At 63.0% G+C, this 17,737-nt stretch carries 18 protein-coding genes and 1 tRNA gene; 5 read left to right on the top strand and 14 right to left on the bottom strand.

The window, feature by feature from the left end; translation table 11 throughout:
* Positions 1-5: 5 nt before the first annotated feature.
* The 4 genes from AC07X6_RS11580 to rplU form a co-directional block, all read right to left on the bottom strand.
* Positions 6-416 carry a hypothetical protein gene (locus tag AC07X6_RS11580; protein ID WP_494791047.1) on the bottom strand — a complete coding sequence of 137 codons (411 nt, stop codon included), beginning with the start codon at positions 414-416 and terminating at the stop codon, positions 6-8.
* A gap of 13 nt (positions 417-429) precedes the next feature.
* Positions 430-1,539: a GTPase ObgE gene (obgE, locus tag AC07X6_RS11585; RefSeq protein WP_071325171.1), complete on the bottom strand. Its 1,110-nt coding sequence runs from the start codon at positions 1,537-1,539 to the stop codon at positions 430-432.
* 114 nt (positions 1,540-1,653) lie between these two features.
* On the bottom strand, positions 1,654-1,926 hold the full coding sequence (gene rpmA, locus AC07X6_RS11590) for a 50S ribosomal protein L27 (RefSeq protein ID WP_070219281.1): 273 nt from the start codon (positions 1,924-1,926) through the stop codon (positions 1,654-1,656).
* 53 nt (positions 1,927-1,979) lie between these two features.
* Positions 1,980-2,291, bottom strand: coding sequence for a 50S ribosomal protein L21 (rplU, locus tag AC07X6_RS11595; RefSeq protein WP_034754730.1), 312 nt, complete (start codon positions 2,289-2,291; stop codon positions 1,980-1,982).
* Between the two features lie 304 nt (positions 2,292-2,595).
* Between rplU and ispB the strand changes: the two genes are divergently transcribed.
* Positions 2,596-3,585: an octaprenyl diphosphate synthase gene (gene ispB / locus AC07X6_RS11600; RefSeq protein ID WP_099395339.1), complete on the top strand. Its 990-nt coding sequence runs from the start codon at positions 2,596-2,598 to the stop codon at positions 3,583-3,585.
* A 50-nt stretch (positions 3,586-3,635) separates the two neighbouring features.
* On the opposite strand, the gene arsH is transcribed toward ispB, so the two are convergent.
* From arsH to AC07X6_RS11615, 3 genes are read right to left on the bottom strand one after another with little or no spacing between them, the layout of a single operon-like run.
* On the bottom strand, positions 3,636-4,361 hold the full coding sequence (gene arsH / locus AC07X6_RS11605; RefSeq protein WP_494791048.1) for an arsenical resistance protein ArsH: 726 nt from the start codon (positions 4,359-4,361) through the stop codon (positions 3,636-3,638).
* The gene (gene arsC, locus AC07X6_RS11610) at positions 4,362-4,784 is read right to left on the bottom strand and encodes an arsenate reductase (glutaredoxin) (protein ID WP_494791049.1); all 423 of its coding nucleotides are present in this window, start codon (positions 4,782-4,784) and stop codon (positions 4,362-4,364) included.
* Complete coding sequence (locus AC07X6_RS11615) at positions 4,781-5,152, bottom strand: ArsR/SmtB family transcription factor (RefSeq protein WP_494791050.1); 372 nt, start codon at positions 5,150-5,152, stop codon at positions 4,781-4,783. The genes arsC and AC07X6_RS11615 overlap by 4 nt, the downstream gene beginning before the upstream one ends.
* Before the next feature lie 123 nt (positions 5,153-5,275).
* Between AC07X6_RS11615 and AC07X6_RS11620 the strand changes: the two genes are divergently transcribed.
* From AC07X6_RS11620 to AC07X6_RS11630, 3 genes are all read left to right on the top strand, one after another.
* On the top strand, positions 5,276-7,369 hold the full coding sequence (locus AC07X6_RS11620; RefSeq protein WP_494791051.1) for an AsmA family protein: 2,094 nt from the start codon (positions 5,276-5,278) through the stop codon (positions 7,367-7,369).
* A 54-nt stretch (positions 7,370-7,423) separates the two neighbouring features.
* Positions 7,424-7,500 (top strand) — tRNA-Pro (locus tag AC07X6_RS11625).
* Between the two features lie 92 nt (positions 7,501-7,592).
* The gene (locus AC07X6_RS11630) at positions 7,593-8,987 is read left to right on the top strand and encodes a GntP family permease (RefSeq protein WP_494791052.1); all 1,395 of its coding nucleotides are present in this window, start codon (positions 7,593-7,595) and stop codon (positions 8,985-8,987) included.
* A gap of 13 nt (positions 8,988-9,000) precedes the next feature.
* Here the strand turns inward: AC07X6_RS11630 and AC07X6_RS11635 are convergent, their stop codons facing one another.
* From AC07X6_RS11635 to AC07X6_RS11650, 4 genes are all read right to left on the bottom strand, one after another.
* A complete protein-coding gene (locus AC07X6_RS11635; protein WP_494791053.1) occupies positions 9,001-10,404 on the bottom strand; it encodes a sodium:solute symporter family protein in 1,404 nt (467 codons plus the stop codon).
* A 131-nt stretch (positions 10,405-10,535) separates the two neighbouring features.
* On the bottom strand, positions 10,536-11,339 hold the full coding sequence (gene pcaD / locus AC07X6_RS11640) for a 3-oxoadipate enol-lactonase (RefSeq protein WP_494791054.1): 804 nt from the start codon (positions 11,337-11,339) through the stop codon (positions 10,536-10,538).
* An 11-nt stretch (positions 11,340-11,350) separates the two neighbouring features.
* Positions 11,351-11,641 carry a muconolactone Delta-isomerase gene (catC, locus tag AC07X6_RS11645; RefSeq protein WP_230538771.1) on the bottom strand — a complete coding sequence of 97 codons (291 nt, stop codon included), beginning with the start codon at positions 11,639-11,641 and terminating at the stop codon, positions 11,351-11,353.
* A 10-nt stretch (positions 11,642-11,651) separates the two neighbouring features.
* The gene (locus AC07X6_RS11650; RefSeq protein WP_494791055.1) at positions 11,652-12,761 is read right to left on the bottom strand and encodes a muconate/chloromuconate family cycloisomerase; all 1,110 of its coding nucleotides are present in this window, start codon (positions 12,759-12,761) and stop codon (positions 11,652-11,654) included.
* A 102-nt stretch (positions 12,762-12,863) separates the two neighbouring features.
* On the opposite strand from AC07X6_RS11650, the gene AC07X6_RS11655 reads away from it, so the two are divergent.
* Positions 12,864-13,790, top strand: coding sequence for a LysR family transcriptional regulator (locus AC07X6_RS11655; protein WP_494788447.1), 927 nt, complete (start codon positions 12,864-12,866; stop codon positions 13,788-13,790).
* Here the strand turns inward: AC07X6_RS11655 and AC07X6_RS11660 are convergent.
* Genes AC07X6_RS11660 through AC07X6_RS11670 form a run of 3 tightly spaced genes read right to left on the bottom strand, consistent with a single transcriptional unit; the run spans position 13,782 to position 17,694 of the window.
* The gene (locus AC07X6_RS11660; protein ID WP_494791056.1) at positions 13,782-14,174 is read right to left on the bottom strand and encodes a hypothetical protein; all 393 of its coding nucleotides are present in this window, start codon (positions 14,172-14,174) and stop codon (positions 13,782-13,784) included. The genes AC07X6_RS11655 and AC07X6_RS11660 overlap by 9 nt on opposite strands.
* 56 nt (positions 14,175-14,230) lie before the next feature.
* Complete coding sequence (locus AC07X6_RS11665) at positions 14,231-15,571, bottom strand: PepSY-associated TM helix domain-containing protein (protein ID WP_494791057.1); 1,341 nt, start codon at positions 15,569-15,571, stop codon at positions 14,231-14,233.
* A gap of 8 nt (positions 15,572-15,579) precedes the next feature.
* The gene (locus AC07X6_RS11670; RefSeq protein WP_494791058.1) at positions 15,580-17,694 is read right to left on the bottom strand and encodes a TonB-dependent receptor family protein; all 2,115 of its coding nucleotides are present in this window, start codon (positions 17,692-17,694) and stop codon (positions 15,580-15,582) included.
* Positions 17,695-17,737 lie beyond the last annotated feature (43 nt).

Consider the following 17,737-nt stretch of genomic DNA (forward strand, 5'->3'; position numbering starts at 1 on the left):
AGACGTCAGCGCGCAGGACGCAGCAGCAGCAAGGCCAGCCCCGCCGTCAGCTCGATTGCGCACATGAACAACACAAAACCCTGAGGCAAGCCGAAGCTGATGGCCGCGAACAGACGGCCGGCGGGCTGCGCCAGGACCAACATTGCAGTGATATCGCCGAGGATGGGCGGTTCGCCCTGCCGTGCCGCGAACAGCGCCAGCAGCGCGGTAGCGCCCCAGACACCGACATGGGAAGCGTAGAACTGGCTGTAGCCATCGACGCCATTGAGGAAGATGCCCATGCCGGCCGCCATCTCGTCGGCGAACAGCAGGCAGGCGACCGCCCTCAGCCCGTAAGCATACGCGATCAGATGCAATACACGGCGCTGCCAGGCTTGCTTGCGCGCGGGCGCGACAGCGATCGTCTGTACCGGCATCAGGGTAAGGCTCTTAGTCGAGAATCTTGAAACGCGGATCATCCGGGTCGATCGACGAGATACCGCGCGCTTCTTCGGTCATCTGCGTTTCTTCGGCACGGCTTTCGCTGTGTTTCTTCTCTTCCAGATGTTGATAAATCGCATTCACCAGTTCCGGGCAACCCTGGTGGTTCAGCGCGGAAATCTCGAAAACGGGACCTTTCCAGGCGAAACGCTTGAGGAAATCCTTGACGATCTTCTTGCGCTCTTCTTCCGGCACCATGTCGAGCTTGTTCAACACCAGCCAGCGCGGCTTGTCGACCAGCGACTCGTCGTACTTTTTCAGCTCCTTGACCAGCGCCTTGGCTTCCTTGACAGGATCGACATTGGTTTCAAACGGCGCCAGGTCGACGATGTGCAACAGCAAGCCAGTGCGCTGCAAGTGGCGCAGGAATTGATGGCCGAGGCCCGCGCCTTCGGAAGCGCCTTCGATCAAGCCGGGAATGTCGGCGATCACAAAGCTCTTCTCGTGCGACACGCGCACCACGCCCAGGTTCGGGTGCAGGGTGGTAAATGGATAATCGGCAATTTTCGGACGCGCGTTCGAGACGGCCGAAATAAAGGTCGACTTGCCGGCGTTCGGCATGCCCAGCAGGCCCACGTCGGCCAGTACTTTCAGTTCCAGCCGCAGTTCGCGGCGTTCGCCTTCCTTGCCCTCGCCTTTTTGACGCGGTGCGCGGTTGGTCGAGGACTTGAAGTGAATATTGCCCCAGCCGCCTTCGCCGCCCTTGGCCAGCAGTTCGATCTGGCCGTGTTCGGTCAGGTCGGCGAGGATTTCGCCGCTCGCGTTGTCGATGATCAAGGTGCCGACCGGCATGCGCAGGTGGATGTCATCGGCGCCCTTGCCATAGCAATCTGCGCCACGGCCAGGCTCGCCATTGCGAGCCTTGTGCATTTTGGAGAAACGGAAATCGACGAGCGTGTTGATATTGCGGTCGGCGACGGCCCAGATGGACCCGCCCTTGCCGCCATCGCCGCCATCGGGACCGCCGAAAGGCCGGAATTTTTCACGGCAGAAAGATGCGCAGCCGTTGCCGCCATCGCCCGCGATGACTTCGATTTTTGCTTCGTCGATAAACTTCATAATTTTGCCGCCATAAAACTAAAAAGGCTCTACCTTGGGCAGAGCCTTTCGATTGAAGGCTTGCGCCTTACATCATGCGATCATTGCGGAGCGAACTGGCGCTCCGCCAATGAATTACGCTGGTACTGCTTCGTTTGGTACAACGGTCACGAATTGCTTCGAGCCGGCACCTTTGACAACGAACTTCACTTTGCCAGCGATCAACGCGAACAACGTGTGGTCCTTGCCCATGCCTACGCCTTCGCCGGCGCGCACTGGGGTGCCGCGTTGACGAATGATGATGCCGCCAGCATTGATAGCTTGGCCGCCGTAGACTTTAACGCCCAGACGTTTTGATTCTGAATCACGGCCGTTTCGCGTTGTGCCGCCGCCTTTTTTATGTGCCATTTAAGACTCCTTGATAGCTGATTATGTAGACAAACTGCGTCAAACAGCGGCGATTAGCCGTTGATCGAAACGATTTGGATTTCGGTAAAATTCTGGCGATGGCCTTGATGCTTTTGGTAGTGCTTACGACGACGCATCTTGAAAATTTTGACCTTATCATGGCGACCATGCGCCACAACCGTAACCAGTACCGTTGCACCTTCGACCAATGGAGCACCAAACTTGATGCTGTCGCCCGCGCCTACTGCGAGCACTTGATCGATGGTGATTTCGGAACCAATGTCTGCCGGTATCTGTTCTACTTTAAGTTTTTCGCCAGCGACAACTTTGTATTGTTTGCCACCGGTTTTTATGACCGCGTACATGATTTGAAACCTCATCAAATGTTGAAAGAATTTGTCCCACTGCCATGAAAAGCAAGCCGTGCACAACAGGGGGAACCAGCGATTATACACGGACTGAGAAATTGCGTCAAAAACTATTCACAAAGCTTGATGATCGTGGTATGTCGACAACCTGACCACCATGTCAGGCTTGCGCCAGGCAGACAGGAAAACACACGCCAGTGCCAACAAGATCAAACAATTGCCCTACAGCCATAGGCAAACATCACGCGCGCGCAAGCCTTGTCGTATAATCGCGGCACCCACAATCTAATGCAGGTTCGCCTTGTCTGACGCTAACAAACACGTTAACCAAAACACCATCGTGCAAACGATTGCCGCCGATATGGACGCAGTCAATACGGTGATCCGCCAAAAGTTGCACTCCGATGTGATTCTGATCAACCAGATCGCCGAATACATCATCAGCGCAGGCGGAAAACGCATCCGTCCCGTGCTGATCTTGCTGGTGGCCAATGCCCACGCCTATCGCGGCACGGCGCACCATGAACTGGCCGCCGTGGTCGAATTCATCCACACCGCCACCCTGCTGCACGACGACGTCGTCGATGAATCGTCGATGCGCCGCGGACGCCAGACGGCCAACGCCCTGTTCGGCAATGCCGCGTCGGTGCTGGTGGGCGACTTCCTGCACTCGCGCTCGTTCCAGCTGATGGTGTCGCTCAATAATATGCGCGTCATGCAAATCCTGTCCGATGCCACCAACGTGATCGCCGAAGGCGAAGTGCTGCAGTTGCTGAACATGCACGATCCGGACGTGACGCAGGACAGCTACCTGAACGTCATCCGCTCGAAGACGGCGAAGCTGTTCGAAGCCTCGGCGCAACTGGGCGCCCTGATCGCCGGCGCCAGCGAAGACGACATCGAAGCGGCTGCCGAATACGGCCGCTCGCTGGGCACGGCTTTCCAGCTGATCGACGACGTGCTCGACTATGCTGGCGACGCCGCCGAAATCGGCAAGAACGTGGGCGACGACTTGCGCGAAGGCAAACCAACCATGCCGCTGATCTGGCTGATGGAAAATGGTACGCCAGAGCAACGCGAACTGGTGCGCAGCTGCATCGAGCAAGGCGACGAACAGCATTTCGATGCCGTCCTGACGGCCATCACCAGCAGCGGCGCCCTCGACTACACGCGCAAGCAGGCGGAAATCGCCGGCCAGCGCGCCGCCGATGCCATCGCCGGCTGGCCTGACAGTGTTTATAAACAATCCATGCTGCAACTGTGCTCGTTTGCCGTGGATCGCAATCACTGATCGTGTTTGACCTGCATCAATAAAAAACGGCGCCACTGGCGCCGTTTTTATTACTGCCGTTCATGCTCCATGGCCGCATTCGCCAATTCCTGCACGATGGCCGGCGCCGCCTCCAGCCGTTCGCTGTAGCGGCTGCCCAGGTAGTCGCGGCGGTCGCGCACCAGCAAAGTAAATTTGTACAACTCCTCCATCACGTCCACCAGGCGCTCGTAATACGGCGACGACTTCATGCGGCCGTCATCGTCGAATTCCTGGTACGCCTTGGCCACCGAGGACTGGTTCGGGATAGTCACCATGCGCATCCAGCGCCCCAGCACGCGCAAGCCGTTGACGGCATTGAACGATTGGGAGCCGCCCGACACTTGCATCACAGCAAGAGTCCGGCCCTGCGTGGGTCGCACGCTGCCCGTTTCCAGCGGCAGCCAGTCGATCTGCGATTTAAAGACGCCCGTGACGGCGCCATGCCGCTCGGGGCTGCACCACACTTGCCCTTCCGACCATAGCGACAATGCGCGCAACTCCTGCACCTTCGGATGCTCGGGCGACACGCTATCGACCATGGGCAAGCCATGCGGGTCGAACACGCGCGTCTCGGCGCCGAAATGGCGCAGGATGCGCTCCGCTTCCAGCGTCAGCAGTTTGCTGTACGAGCGCTCGCGCAAGGAGCCGTACAACAGCAGGATGCGTGGCGCGTGCGTGGACAGCTGCGCCGGGGCAAGCTTGTCCATATCCGGCACGTCCAGATGCGCGGCGCTGATGTTCGGCAACTCTTCCATTTATGCCACCGGCTTGCCGTCGGCGCCCACCACGGCCTGGCCATCTTCCTTGGCAAACGCGCCCTGCTGGGGCAGCGGCAGGATTTCCAGCACTTTTTCCGACGGCCGGCACAGGCGCACGCCCAGTTCCGTGACGACGATGGGGCGGTTGATCAAGATAGGATGGGCTTGCATGGCGTCGAGCAGGGCCGCGTCGGGCAAATCCGGATTGGCCAGGCCCAGCTCATCGTACAGGGCGCCCTTGTCGCGCATGGCCGCGCGCACGGACAGGCCCGCACGCTGGATCAGATCGACCAGTTCCTCGCGCGAAGGCGGCTGCTTGACGTAATCGATGATGACGGGCTCGACACCCGTGTTGCGGATCAGGGCCAGGGTATTGCGCGAGGTGCCGCAAGCGGTGTTGTGATAGATCGTGATCGTCATGTCGTGATGTCCTTCAGTAAATGTGGTTCGCTGATGCAGCAAGGCGCGCCAGCGCAGCAGTTCTCGGTCAAAAAGGCCAGCAAGCCGTTCATGCCCGCGTAATTGGCCGCATAGATGATGGAGCGCCCCGCCTTGCTCGCCGTCACCAGATTGGCGTGCGCCAGCTCCTTCAAGTGAAACGACAGGGACGAGGGCGCGATCGCCAGCGCTTCGGCGATTTTCGTCGCCGCCATGCCTTCCGGGCCCGTCTGCACCAGCAGGCGGAACACGGCCAGCCGCGATTCCTGTGCCAGCGCGGCCAGGGCCGAGATGGCAGCCGTGCTCGTCAGCGGCGCAGCTTGCGTTGCGGTTGTATTTTCGTTTTCCATACTTCAATAATAATCGAATTATGGAATCAATGCCAGCAATCGCGCTGCCTACGTAACCCAGCGCACCGACCGATATGAGCAATCGGTCTACCTTGATGAAAAATCACTGCGATTGGCATTCCCATGAGACGCTCGACACCCCTGAAAATGCTCGGCTGGAGCCTGGCCGCCCTGCTGGCCCTGATTGCCATCCTCGTCATCCTCGTACTGACCTTCGACTGGAACCGCGCCCGCCCCTACATCAACGAGAAGGTGTCGGAAAGCACGGGGCGCAGCTTCGTCATCGGCGGCGACTTGCAAGTGACATGGAAGCAAGGCCTCAACACGGAGCCGGGCTGGCGCCGCTACGTGCCGCGCCCTGTCATCAGCGCGCAGGATGTGCGCATGAGCAACCCGGACTGGGCCACGGCCGGCCCGCAACTGGCCAGCGCGAAACGCATCGACGTGGCCCTCCACCCGCTGCCCCTGCTGCGGCACAAGCTGGTGCTGACGGACCTGGCGCTCGACGCACCCAATATCGCCCTGCAGCGGCGCGCCGACGGCAGCAATAGCTGGACCCTGAAAGACAATGGCCCGTCGGCATGGGACGTGGAAATCCAGCGCATGGCCTTCGCCGACGGCGCCATCCGTTATCTGGACGAGGGCATCGCCCTGGACCTGCGTGCCAAGGTCAGCTCGACGGCGCCCGACGCCACGCCGGGCGATGCGCCAGGCAACGCCCCCATGCAAAAATACGGCATCGAATTCACCCTGGGCGGCAGCTACCGCAAGGCGCCCGTGACGGGCGGCGGCAAGGCGGGCGCCGTGCTGTCATTGACCGACAACAACACCGTCTATCCCGTGCAGGCGCATGCCGTGCTGGGCAAGAACAAGGCCAGCATCGATGGCACCCTGACGGACCCGCGTTCGCTGTCCGGCATCGACTTGCAACTGAGCCTGGCCGGCGCCAGCATGGCCGACCTGTACCCGCTGACGGGCGTGCTGCTGCCGGAAACGCCGGACTACGCCACCAAGGGCCGCTTGCTGGGCAAGAAGGACGGCGCCAGCTGGAGCTGGACGTATCAGAACTTCAAGGGCACGGTGGGCCAGAGCGACCTGGCCGGCACCCTGCAATATTTACCGCGCCAGCCCCGCCCCCTGCTGCGTGGCGAAGTGACGTCGCAGCAGCTGCGCCTGGAAGACCTGGGTCCCACCATCGGCGCCGACAGCAATGCGCAAAAGCAGGCGCGCGGCAAGGCGCCCGTGCAGCCGGACAATAAAGCCTTACCCGTGGAACAGTTCAACACGGCGAAATGGAATGCGCTCGATGCCGACGTCAAATTCACGGGCAAGAAACTCGTGCGCACGCACGATATCCCGCTCAACGACATTGTCGCCAACATCCACATGAAAGACAAGGTGCTGAGTTTGACGCCGCTCAACTTCGGCATGGCCGGTGGCGACATCACGTCGAACATCACGCTCGACGGCCGTCAAAAGACCATCGCCGCGCAAGCGAAGGTGGCGGCGCGCCACCTCAAAATCCGCGAACTGTTTCCCAAGCTGCAATCGATGCAGGCGAGCTTCGGCGAAGTGTATGGCGATGCGGCGCTGACGGGCCACGGAAATTCCATTTCCGCCATGCTGGCCAGCGCGAATGGCGAACTGGCGGCCACCGTCAGCGAAGGCTCCGTCAGCCAGTTCATGCTGGAACTGGCGGGCCTGAACCTGGCCAATGCCGTGTTCGTAAAAATCTTTGGCGACAAGCAGGTGCACCTGAACTGCCTGGCCAGCGATTTCGCCGTCACGAATGGCCAGGCCGACGTGCGCCGCTTCGTGCTCGACACGGACACGGCCGTGGTGAATGTGACGGGCAACGTCAACCTGGCCCACGAAACTCTGGACCTCGACGTGCGTCCCCGCACCAAGGGCGCCCGCATCATCACCCTGCGCACGCCGCTGTACGCGAAAGGCACGTTCAAGAACCCGGACGTGGGCCCGCAAAAAGGCCCGCTGGCCCTGAAAGCGGGCGCCGCCGTGGCCCTGGCCACCGTCGTCACGCCGCTGGCCGCCCTGCTGCCCTTGGTCAATGTCGACAAGGCCCCCGACACGGACTGCGCCGCCGTCATGGCGCAAGCAAACGCCACCCGCAAGGCCCCCACCTCCCCGGCGACGCATGCGCCAGCGAAAAAGGTCAGCGAAGCGGAAATCAAAAAGGCGCAACAGGAAAAGAAATAGACCTTGATGCAGCCGCTTGAAACCCGCACCGCCATCTGCTGTAATAAAGGAAAGCGGGGTGTGGCTCAGCCTGGTAGAGCGCTGCGTTCGGGACGCAGAGGCCGGAGGTTCGAATCCTCTCACCCCGACCAGTCCTTGACCCACGCGTTGGCGTGTTGCCGGGAAGTATGATATTAATTACATCATTAGTATCCTGATCACTTCTCACGCAAGGGCCTGACCGATGTCTTTCCTGATAGTTCTGGCCGCACTGGCCTTCCTGATGCTGGCCGCCTACCGCGGCTACAGCGTGATCCTGTTTGCGCCTGTCGCCGCGCTGGGTGCCGTGCTGCTCACCGATCCATCGGCCGTGCCGGCCGTCTTCAGCGGCATCTTCATGGAAAAGATGGTGGGCTTCATCAAGCTGTATTTCCCCGTCTTTTTGCTCGGCGCCGTGTTCGGTAAACTCATCGAGCTGTCCGGCTTTTCGCAGGCCATCGTCATGGCGGCCATTCGCTACATCGGCAGCGCGCGCGCAAATGCCGTCATCGTCGCCGTGTGCGCGGCCCTGACTTACGGCGGCGTGTCGCTGTTCGTGGTGGTGTTTGCCGTGTATCCGTTTGCGGCCGAACTGTATCGCCAGAGCAATATCCCCAAGCGGCTGATGCCGGGCGCCATCGCCCTGGGCGCGTTTTCGTTCACCATGGATACTTTACCGGGCACGCCGCAAATCCAGAACATCATCCCCACCACCTTTTTCAATACGACCGGCTGGGCCGCACCGTGGCTGGGCACGATAGGCGCCGTGCTGACGGTGATCATGGGACTTGCTTTCCTCGAATGGCGCCGCCGCTCCGTCATGGCGACGGGCGAAGGGTATGGGGCCGAGGCCGAAAAGGCCACGGCCGACGCGGGCGACTTGCCCCATCCGCTGCTGTCGGTGGCGCCTCTGGTGCTGGTGGGCGTGGCCAACTTTGCGCTGACCAAGCTGATCCCGCACTGGTATGGCGCCAGCTACGTACTCACCGCCGAGGCCCTGCCGGGCTTGCATGCGCCCGTGTCCACGTCGATCGCTTCCGTCACCGGTATCTGGGCCGTGGAAGGCGCCTTGCTGCTGGGCATCTTGCTCGTGTGCATTACCGCCTTCGGGCGCATCCGCGCCGCCTTTGCCGAAGGCACCAAGGCGGCCGTGGGCGGCGCCCTGCTGGCGGCCATGAATACGGCGTCCGAATACGGTTTCGGCGGCGTCATCGCCGCGCTGCCCGGTTTTCTTGCCGTCAGCAACACCTTGCGCAGCGTGCCCGATCCGCTCGTCAACGCGGCCGTCTCCGTCACCACCCTGGCCGGCATCACGGGCTCGGCATCGGGCGGCATGAGCATCGCGCTGGCCGCCATGTCGGACAGTTTTATCCAGGCCGCGCAACAAGCGCACATTCCGCTCGAAGTCATGCACCGCGTGGTGGCGATGGCCAGCGGCGGCATGGATACCCTGCCGCACAATGGCGCCGTGATCACCCTGCTGGCCGTCACGGGCCTCACGCACCGCCAGTCCTACCGCGACATTTTCGGCATCACCGTCATCAAGACGGTGGCCGTGTTCCTCGTCATTGCCATCTATTACATGACGGGGCTGGTCTGAGGGTCGGGGCAAACTACAGGCGCGACGACGATGCCGGCTTCGCCACAGCTTGCGCCGGCTTGAACAGATGGCTGATGCCCATGGTCAGCAGCGGGCCAGCCAGCGCCAGGTAGGAACTGTCGACGCCGTACGGATTGCCCGCCAGGAACCAGCCGATGGTGGAGATCACGGAAACGATCACGCCGACGAAGGCGCCGCGCGGCGTGCCGAATTTCGGCGCGTAGAAGGCCATCAGCACCAGCACGGCCAGGGTGGCGCGCAGGGCCTTGCCCAGGAAGGCGATCATCAGCAGTTTTTCCGCATACAGCGCCAGCACCAGCGGCAGCAAACCGGCCACGACGATGGCGATGCGCAGGAACATCAGCGATTTCGCGTCATTCTTCGCCTTGTTGTACCAAGGGTCATAAAAATCCTTCATGGCCAGCGTGGCCGATGCCAGGGTGGTGGCGGAAATGCCGCCGAACAGGGCACCGGCCAAGCCGACGATCATGATGCTGGCGGAAAACGCCGGCATGTGCGCGATCAGGGTAGGAAAAGCATCGATCGACTTCATGCCCGGATACAGCACGGCGCTGCACATGCCGATCAGGGCCGCCATCAGGCCGAACGGGATCATCAGCGAGGACACGTAATAGCAGGCGCGCTTGGCCACGGCCGGGTTGTCCGTGCTGACCAGGGCCTGGATCACGTATTGCGTGGCGAAGATGGAACCGATGCCGCCGATCATCCAGGCGATGATCTGGCCCCAGCCGATCTCGACCCAATTGAACATCTTGGCCGGCAATTGCGCCTGCAGCGCGCCGATGCCGCCAGAGGCTTCCAGCGCATACGCCAGCGCCAGGATCACGCCCAGGTACTTGACGATGGAATGGGCAAAATTCGTGTACACGACCGAGCGCATGCCGCCCAGGCTGACATAGATCACGGTAATGGCGCCCACCAGCAGGATGGCCACCGTTTTGTTGATGTGCAACACGGCCGCCAGCACGGCTCCGCCGCTCGCATACAGGGCCACGGCAACGATGCTCAACGCGACGATGGTGAGGATGGACGCCGCATAACGCACGGGCTCGCCATACGTTTGCGCCAGGATGCCGGAAATCGTCGACTGCCCGCTTTCCTTGTATTTCTTGACCAGCACGATGGCCAGCAGCAAGAAGCCCAGCGACAGCGCCACCAGGTTCCAGGCGGCGGAAATGCCCAGCTCATAACCCTTCTGGGCCGTGCCGATGCTGACGGAACTGCCAATAAATTCCGACAATAACAGTGCGCCGATCAGGTAGGCGGGATAATTGCGCCCGCCCGCCGTCATGCCCTCGGCGCTGTTGGCATGCTTGCGCACGCTGTAGGTAATGTACGACATGAGGGCGAAATAGCCCACCGTGATCGCAGCGATGATGATCAATCTGTTTTCCATCCGTCTACTCCAAGTCTGCTTTTCTTATTATTATTTTTCAAGAAAGCTTCCCCTGCCGCATGCCGGACCAGCCGGTGGCGGTGCTCAGGGGGAAGTCAAATTCCTGCCATACCTATACGGTACAGCAAGCCTCACAACAAAAAGGTCCGCAACTGCTCTGTAAACAAGTCCGCCGCCTCGACGTTCGAGATATGCGAGGCGGGCAGGCTTGCCAGGCGGGCACCCGCGATTTGCCGCTGCAGCCAGCGGCTGTCGTCGATGGTGGTCACGGGATCGTGCTCGCCCGCGATGATCAAGGTCGGCACGCTGATCGTGCCGACGCCGGCGTGCAAGTCCGCCTGGGCCAGCACCTCGCAGCAGGCCGCGTAGCCGCCGGCATCCTGGCTGCGCAAGGTGCCGACCAGGCGCGCCACCGTATCCGGCTCGCGTGCGATAAATTGCGGCGTGAACCAGCGCGTGGCGGCACTTCCGGCCACCGCGGCCATGCCGTCGCGGCGCACGTGCTCCGCCCGCAGCTGCCACGGCGCGGCGCCGCCGATGCGCGCCGCCGTATTCGCCAGCACGAGCTGCGTCAGGCGCCGCGGCTGGTGTATGCCCAGCCACTGGCCAATCAAGCCGCCCATGGAAATGCCGCAGAAGGCAGCGCGCGCGATATCAAGGTGGTCGAGCAGCGCCACCACGTCCAGGCCCAGGCGCTCGATGCCGAACGGCGCGCTGCTGCTGGCGGACTGGCCATGGCCGCGCGTGTCGTAGCGCACGACAAAAAAGTCGCCCGCCAGCGCGGCCGCCTGCGCATCCCACATGGACAGGTCCGTGCCGAGGGAATTCGACAGGACCAGGCAGGGTTTAGCGCGCTCGCCATCCGTGCGGTAATGCAGGCCGATACCGTCCACCTCGCACGTTTTCCCGGCAGTGTCGTTGCCTGTCTGCGTCATCGCCTGTCTCCTCAGGAATCGTCGCCGCGCACCGACGAAGGATGGCGGCACAGCGGCATCACGTCGATCTGCATGTAAGGGAACAACGGCAGCGAGGTCAGCAAATTATGCAGCTCGTCCACGCTGTCCACGTCGAAGACGCTGATGTTGGCGTACTGGCCGGCGATGCGCCACAGGTGGCGCCACTTGCCCTCGTGCTGCAGGCGCTGCGCCAGTTCCTTTTCCGTTTGCTTGAGCTGCGCCGCCTGCTCGGCGGGCATGTTCAACGGCAGGTTCACGTTCATGCGTACATGGAATAACATGATTTCTCCCTTATTGACGCTGCATCGCATGCAACTTGTCCATATCGATCTCGACGCCCAGACCCGGACCCGTCGGCACTTGCAGCATGAAGTCGCGGTACACGAGCGGCTCGCGCAAGACTTCCTGCGTCAGCAGCAAAGGCCCGAACAATTCCGTGCCCCAGGCCAGTTCCGCAAACGTGGAGCAGACATGGGCCGTGGCGGCCGTGCCGACGCCGCCTTCGAGCATGGTGCCGCCGTACAGGCCGACGCCGGCCAGGCGCGCCACGGTGGCCACTTCCAGCGCGGGCAGCAAGCCGCCCGACTGCGTGATTTTGACGGCAAACACATCGGCCGCATCGGCCTGGGCCAGCGCCAGCGCATCGGCGGGGCCGTGCAAGGCTTCGTCGGCCATGATGGCCACGTCGAAGCGCTGTTTCAGGCGCGCCAGCGCGGCGCGGTTGCCCGCCTTCACCGGTTGTTCGATCAGGTCGATGCCGCCCGCTTCCAGCGCGGCGATGCCGCGCACGGCGTCCGTCTCGCTCCAGGCCTGGTTGACGTCGACCCGCACGCTGGCCCGCTCGCCCAGCGCCCGCTTGATTTCCAGCACGTGTGCCACGTCGTCCATCACGTCGCGCAGGCCGATCTTCAGCTTGAAGATGCGGTGGCGGCGCAGGTCCAGCATTTTTTCCCCTTCGGCGATATCGCGCGCCGTGTCGCCGCTGGCCAGCACCCAGGCCACGGGCAGCGCATCGCGCACGCGGCCGCCCAGCAATTCAGACAGGGGCACGTTCAGGCGGCGCGCCTGGGCGTCCAGCAGGGCCGTCTCGATCGCGCACTTGGCGAAGCGGTTGCCCTGGATGGCCTTGCGCACCCTGGCCATGGCCTTGGCCACTTGGCTCGCTTCCATGCCGACCAGCAGCGGCGCGATATAGGTATCGATATTCGTCTTGATGCTTTCCGGGCTTTCGCCGCCGTAGCCCAAGCCGCCGATGGTGGTCGCCTCGCCCCAGCCCGTGATGCCGTCGGCGCAGCGCAGCCGCACCAGCACCAGGGTTTGCGTGTTCATGGTGGCGACGGACATCCGGTGCGGACGGATGGTTGGCACATCAACCAGGTAGGTCTCGATATTTTGAATCATATTTATTCCGTATAATTCTGTGGAGTGGAGACACGATATTCCCGGAATGCCCCCACGTCCAACACCGAGTTGGTATCAAACCTATACCTGAAAGGTATGAAGATGGAATTACGGCACTTGCGCTACTTCGTTGCGGTCGCAGAGGAAAGGAACTTCACGCGGGCCGCCGCGCGCCTGCATATCGCGCAGCCGCCGCTGAGCCGCCAGATGCAGCAGCTGGAAGAAACCCTGGGCGTGGCGCTGATCGAAAAGGGGTCACGGCCACTGCGGCTGACGGAAGCGGGCGAGTTTTTCCTCGCCCATGCGCGGCCCCTGCTCGACCAGGTGCGCGACCTGCAGGCGATGACGCAACGCGTGGGCAAGCTGGAACGCACGCTGTCGATCGGCTTCGTCGCCTCGACCCTGTATGGCGAATTGCCCGACATCGTGCACCGCTTTTGCGAGTGCCATCCCGAGGTCGACGTGACCCTGCATGAAATGACGACGGTGCAGCAGTTGAAGGCCCTGAAGGAAGGCCGCATCGACGTGGGCTTCGGGCGCTTGAAAAGCGAAGACCCCAGCATCCGCCGCATCCTGCTGCGCGAAGAGCGGCTGGTGGTGGCCCTGCCGCCCGGCCACCGGCTGGCCAAGGGGGAAGGCGGATTGCGCCTGACGGAGCTGGTGCATGAAACCCTGCTCGTGTATCCGAAAGCACCCCGCCCCAGCTTTGCCGACCAGGTGCTGGCCATGTTCAGCGAAGGCAATGTCACGCCCGGTCCCGTCACGGAAGTGCGGGAGCTGCAGATTTCCATGGGACTGGTGGCGGCCGGCCAGGGCATTTCCATCGTGCCGGAAAGCGTGCAAGCCATGCATCACCGGAACGTCGTGTACCGCAAACTGGACGACAAGCATGCGTTCTCGCCCATTTTATTCAGCATGCGGCATATGGACCGCTCGCCGGAACTGGAAAACCTTCTCGCCGCCGTGTATTCGATCTACGATGAACACGGCATCGCGCACGTCAAGGAAAGCCTGTCGCCCTCACGCTGACAGCGGCGCGTCGGCCAGCAATGCCGGGCGCAGCGCGCGGATGCGCAGCTCCGTGAAATAGCCGCCCGCCTCGTTGTAGCGCAGGTAGTGGCGGCCGCAGTCCAGGCAGCGGGCCACCTGACTCAGGTTCGCGGGATAGTAGCGCGGCGCGATGGGCGCATCGACGCTGTCGTAGCACGTGCCCTGCGGGTGGTATTCCGCAAACGTCGGTTCCTCGTACGGATCTTCGCGCAGGGTGCCAATTTCTTCAAAGCGGTCCAGCTCCAGCGAGGTGGGAAGACGCTGCCAGGCATCGAGCAGGACGGCGCAGCAGCTGCATTTTTGCGTGACGCCTGCCGACGTGGCGGCCAGCGTGGACAGGGCGGGGAAGTCGATGAATATCATGTTCAGCCAAGGCAAAGGGGCGGCCCTTGGCAACGAGCCTGACCGCGCCCCTTATTTTAGCGCAGCCACATCCGGCCGACACGCGGCCCACATTTTGCCAGCCCCAGTTCCAGCAGCATCAGCATGCAGCCGGAAACGAGCAGCAGCGGCATCAGCGCGCACATGCCGGCCGCCGCCAGCCAGGCCAGCGCGGACGGCGAGGTCCAGGCGCCCGGCAGCAGCTTGGGCAAGCCCAGCGAGCCTGGCAGGCGCCGCTTGAAGAACATCACCCAGCCTGACACCAGCGAAAACAGCACGCTGGCGCCGAACACGAGCAACAGCGCCTGGTTCCACCAGCCGAATTCGCCCCGGTGGAACGGGATGCCGATGGCCGTCGCCTTGCCGAACGCCGTCTGCGCGTCCCATCCCGCATAGTACAAAGGCTTGCCGCTGTAGGCATCGAATTGGAGGTCGAAGCGCAGGGTGGGCTGGCTGCGGTCGGCCATGGTGGCGCGCCACACATCGTCCTGGCTGGCCGGCGCCGTCAGCTGCACGGCGATGGCCGGCGCATGGCTGCGCGCCACCTGCCACGCATCCTGCCAGTCGAGCGGAGCGCCCTCCTCGCGCGAATGCAGGCCGCGCGGCACGGGCGGCGGCGCCTGGCCGCTGACGTCGCGCAACGCGCGGATGCGCCCACCCGCCTCCTGGCTCCACGTCAGCCCTGTCGTCAGGATCACGACGCTGACGATGCCGAGCACCACGCCGAGAAAAGCATGCCACTGGCGCCAGCCATTGCGGCCCCGCGCGCCCCGCTTCGGCAAACCCGATTGCGCGCCGCGCGGCCACCACAGCACCACGCCCGTCACCAGCATCACCATCAGCCAGCTGGCGGCCAGCTCGATCATCCAGCGCCAGCCATCGTTTTGCAGCAGGCGCGAATGCAGCTTTTTCGCCCAGTTGCCGAAACGTTCGCTGCTGGCCAGGCTGCCCAAGACGCGCGCGTCATAGGGATTCACATACACGATGACGGCTTGCGCGGGCAGGCCGAATTTTGGCTTGACCGGTGCGGCATGCCCGCCATGGCCCGCATGTTCATCGGGCGCGCCGCCGGGCGGCGCGAACGCCACCTGCACCGCGTCGTCCTGCTGAAACGGCGGCACCACCTGCTGCACCGTCCAGCCGCGCGGCGCCGCCCGTTCCGCTGCCGCCACGGCGGCGTCCAGCGGCAGCATGGACGCTTGCGGCGCCACATGGTCGAGGTGCTGGTACAGCCTTGCCTCGATCTGCGGCGTAAACACATACAAAATGCCCGTCAGGGTGGCCACCAGGGCAAACGGCGAGGCGATCAGCGCGGCCCAGAAGTGGATGCGCCAGTACAGGCTCTTGCGCCGTGCGACAAGAAAGGTTGCGTCGTCCATGGCCATCCTCACATTCCGCCATAGGTATAGGCCAGGCCCAGCATCACGCTGCGCGGCGCGCCGGGCGTGTACTGGTTCTGGCTGTTCGGCGCATAGCTGCCCGTGCCAGCATAGCTGCTGCTGGCCGAATCGGCATAGCGTTTATCGGCCACATTGCGCACCTGCGCCCACGCTTCCAGGCCCCGCGCCAGCTGATAGCTGGCGCGCAGGTTCAGCAGCGCGTGGCCGCCATACTCCACCGTGTTGGCATTGTTCATCCAGTAGCGGCCCTGATGCACGGCTTCGAGCGCGATACGCGCGCCCGTCACGGGCTTGTAGCCGATCTCGAACGAGGTGATGTCGCGCGGCGCCTGCGGCATGGTGTGGCCGCTGTAATCGAGGCTGGCGGAGACCTGGTAGCGCAGGTAGCGGTGGCGCGCGATGGCCGTGGCGAAGCGCGCGTCGAACGGGCCGCTGGCGTAGTTCAGGCCCAGCTCCAGGCCTTCGCTGCGCGTGCGTCCCGCATTGCGGTTTTCGCTGTTGCCCGGCGAGAGCGTGTAGCTGACGATGGTGTCGCGCCCATCGAGGCGGTACAGGGCCGTGTCGAGTTTCAAGCGGCCCTGCAAAAAGGCCCAGCGCAAGCCCAGTTCATAGTTGTTGTAGACGGACGGCTGCAAATCGGCGATGCCCGTCTTGCCATACAGCTGGCTCACTTCGGGCGGCGTGAAGCCCTGGCTGACGTTCGCATACGCGCTGCCCGCATGGCCGATGGCGTAGGTGGCGCCCAGCTTCGGACTCGCGTGCGAAAAACTGCGCGACTCGTCGGGCGCGCCGTAATTGACGCTGCCGCCCGGCGCCACCTTGTTGTGGTAATCGTAGCGGATGGCGTCCGAACGGCCGCCCAGCACCACGCGCGTGCCCGCCAGCGGAGACCATTCCCACTGCGCGAAGACGGCCGTGTTCAAAATGTCCGTCTGGTAGTCGCGCACGCCCTGCGGATTGGACGCATTAGCCAGGGTATAGCGCAGGTAGCGCCCTGTGGCGGCATCGCGCACGATGGAGAGATTGTCGCTGACAAAGGGATTGTCGCTCTTGTCCACGTAAACGCCGGCGACCAGGCGCGAACGCAGCCACGCGAATTCCTGCTGGTGTTTCACGTCCAGCCCCAGCGAATCGACGTGGTTGTTGTTGATGACGCCCTTGCACTTCAGCCCCGCGCAACTGCCTATGGAATACGCAGGAATCTGCCCATGGTCGTTCTTGCGCGTAAACACGGTGACGGTGCTCGTGCCATGCGCTGTCGTCGCGCCTTCCCACGCCAGGTTCATGCGCGTGGTCTTGTCCTTGCGGTAGCTAAACGTGTTCAGGCTCTTGCCGGGATGGCTGCGGTAATCGTTCTCGAACAGGCTGCCCGTCATGGCCGCATCGAGATCCGTGTGGACGAGGGTGGCGCGCAGCTGCGAGGTGGGGCCGAGCGCATAATCGGCACGCAGCGAGAACGAATCCTTGTCGCCATAGCTGTACTCTTGCCAGTTGTCGCGCGAACGGCGCGAACTGTAATGGGAAAAGCGCAGTCCCAGCGGCCCCCAGGTATCGCTGGCGGACGTGTCGTAGCGGGTGAAGCCGCCCACATTATCGCGCCGCACGCCCACGCTTGCCGTCGGTGTCGCGCTGGCGCCGGCCGTGAGGAAATTGACGGCGCCGCCGACGGCATTGCTGCCGTACAGCGAGGAGGCCGCGCCCTTCACCACTTCCACGCCGCTGGCGCCCGCCATGTTCATCTCGTTGAGCGAGTTATGGTTGAAGACGCCCAGCGGGCGGATGGGAATGCCGTCTTCCAGGTACTGGTAGACGGCATTCGTGCCGATGGGCTGGCGGATGCTCATGCTGTGCTGCTCGTTGCCCAGGTCATTCCAGTACACGCCGGCGATGCGGTTGAGGATATCGCCCATGGTCCTGGGCTTGTCGCGTTCCAGGGTTTTGGCGTTGACGACGCCGATCGCCTGCGGCGTCTCGGACAGCCACGATTGCGCGCGCGAGCCGGAAACGACGACCGTGTCGATGGCGTGGTCAAGTTGCTGCGCCTGCGCGCAGGGATAGGCCAGGGCGATGGCTGCCGCCAGCATCAATAATTTCTTGTTCATGTGATTCTCGTTTAAGTGTGCGGATGCGGGGCGTCACACCGCA

The sequence above is a fragment of the Janthinobacterium sp. GW460-12-1-14-LB5 genome (assembly GCF_059423585.1).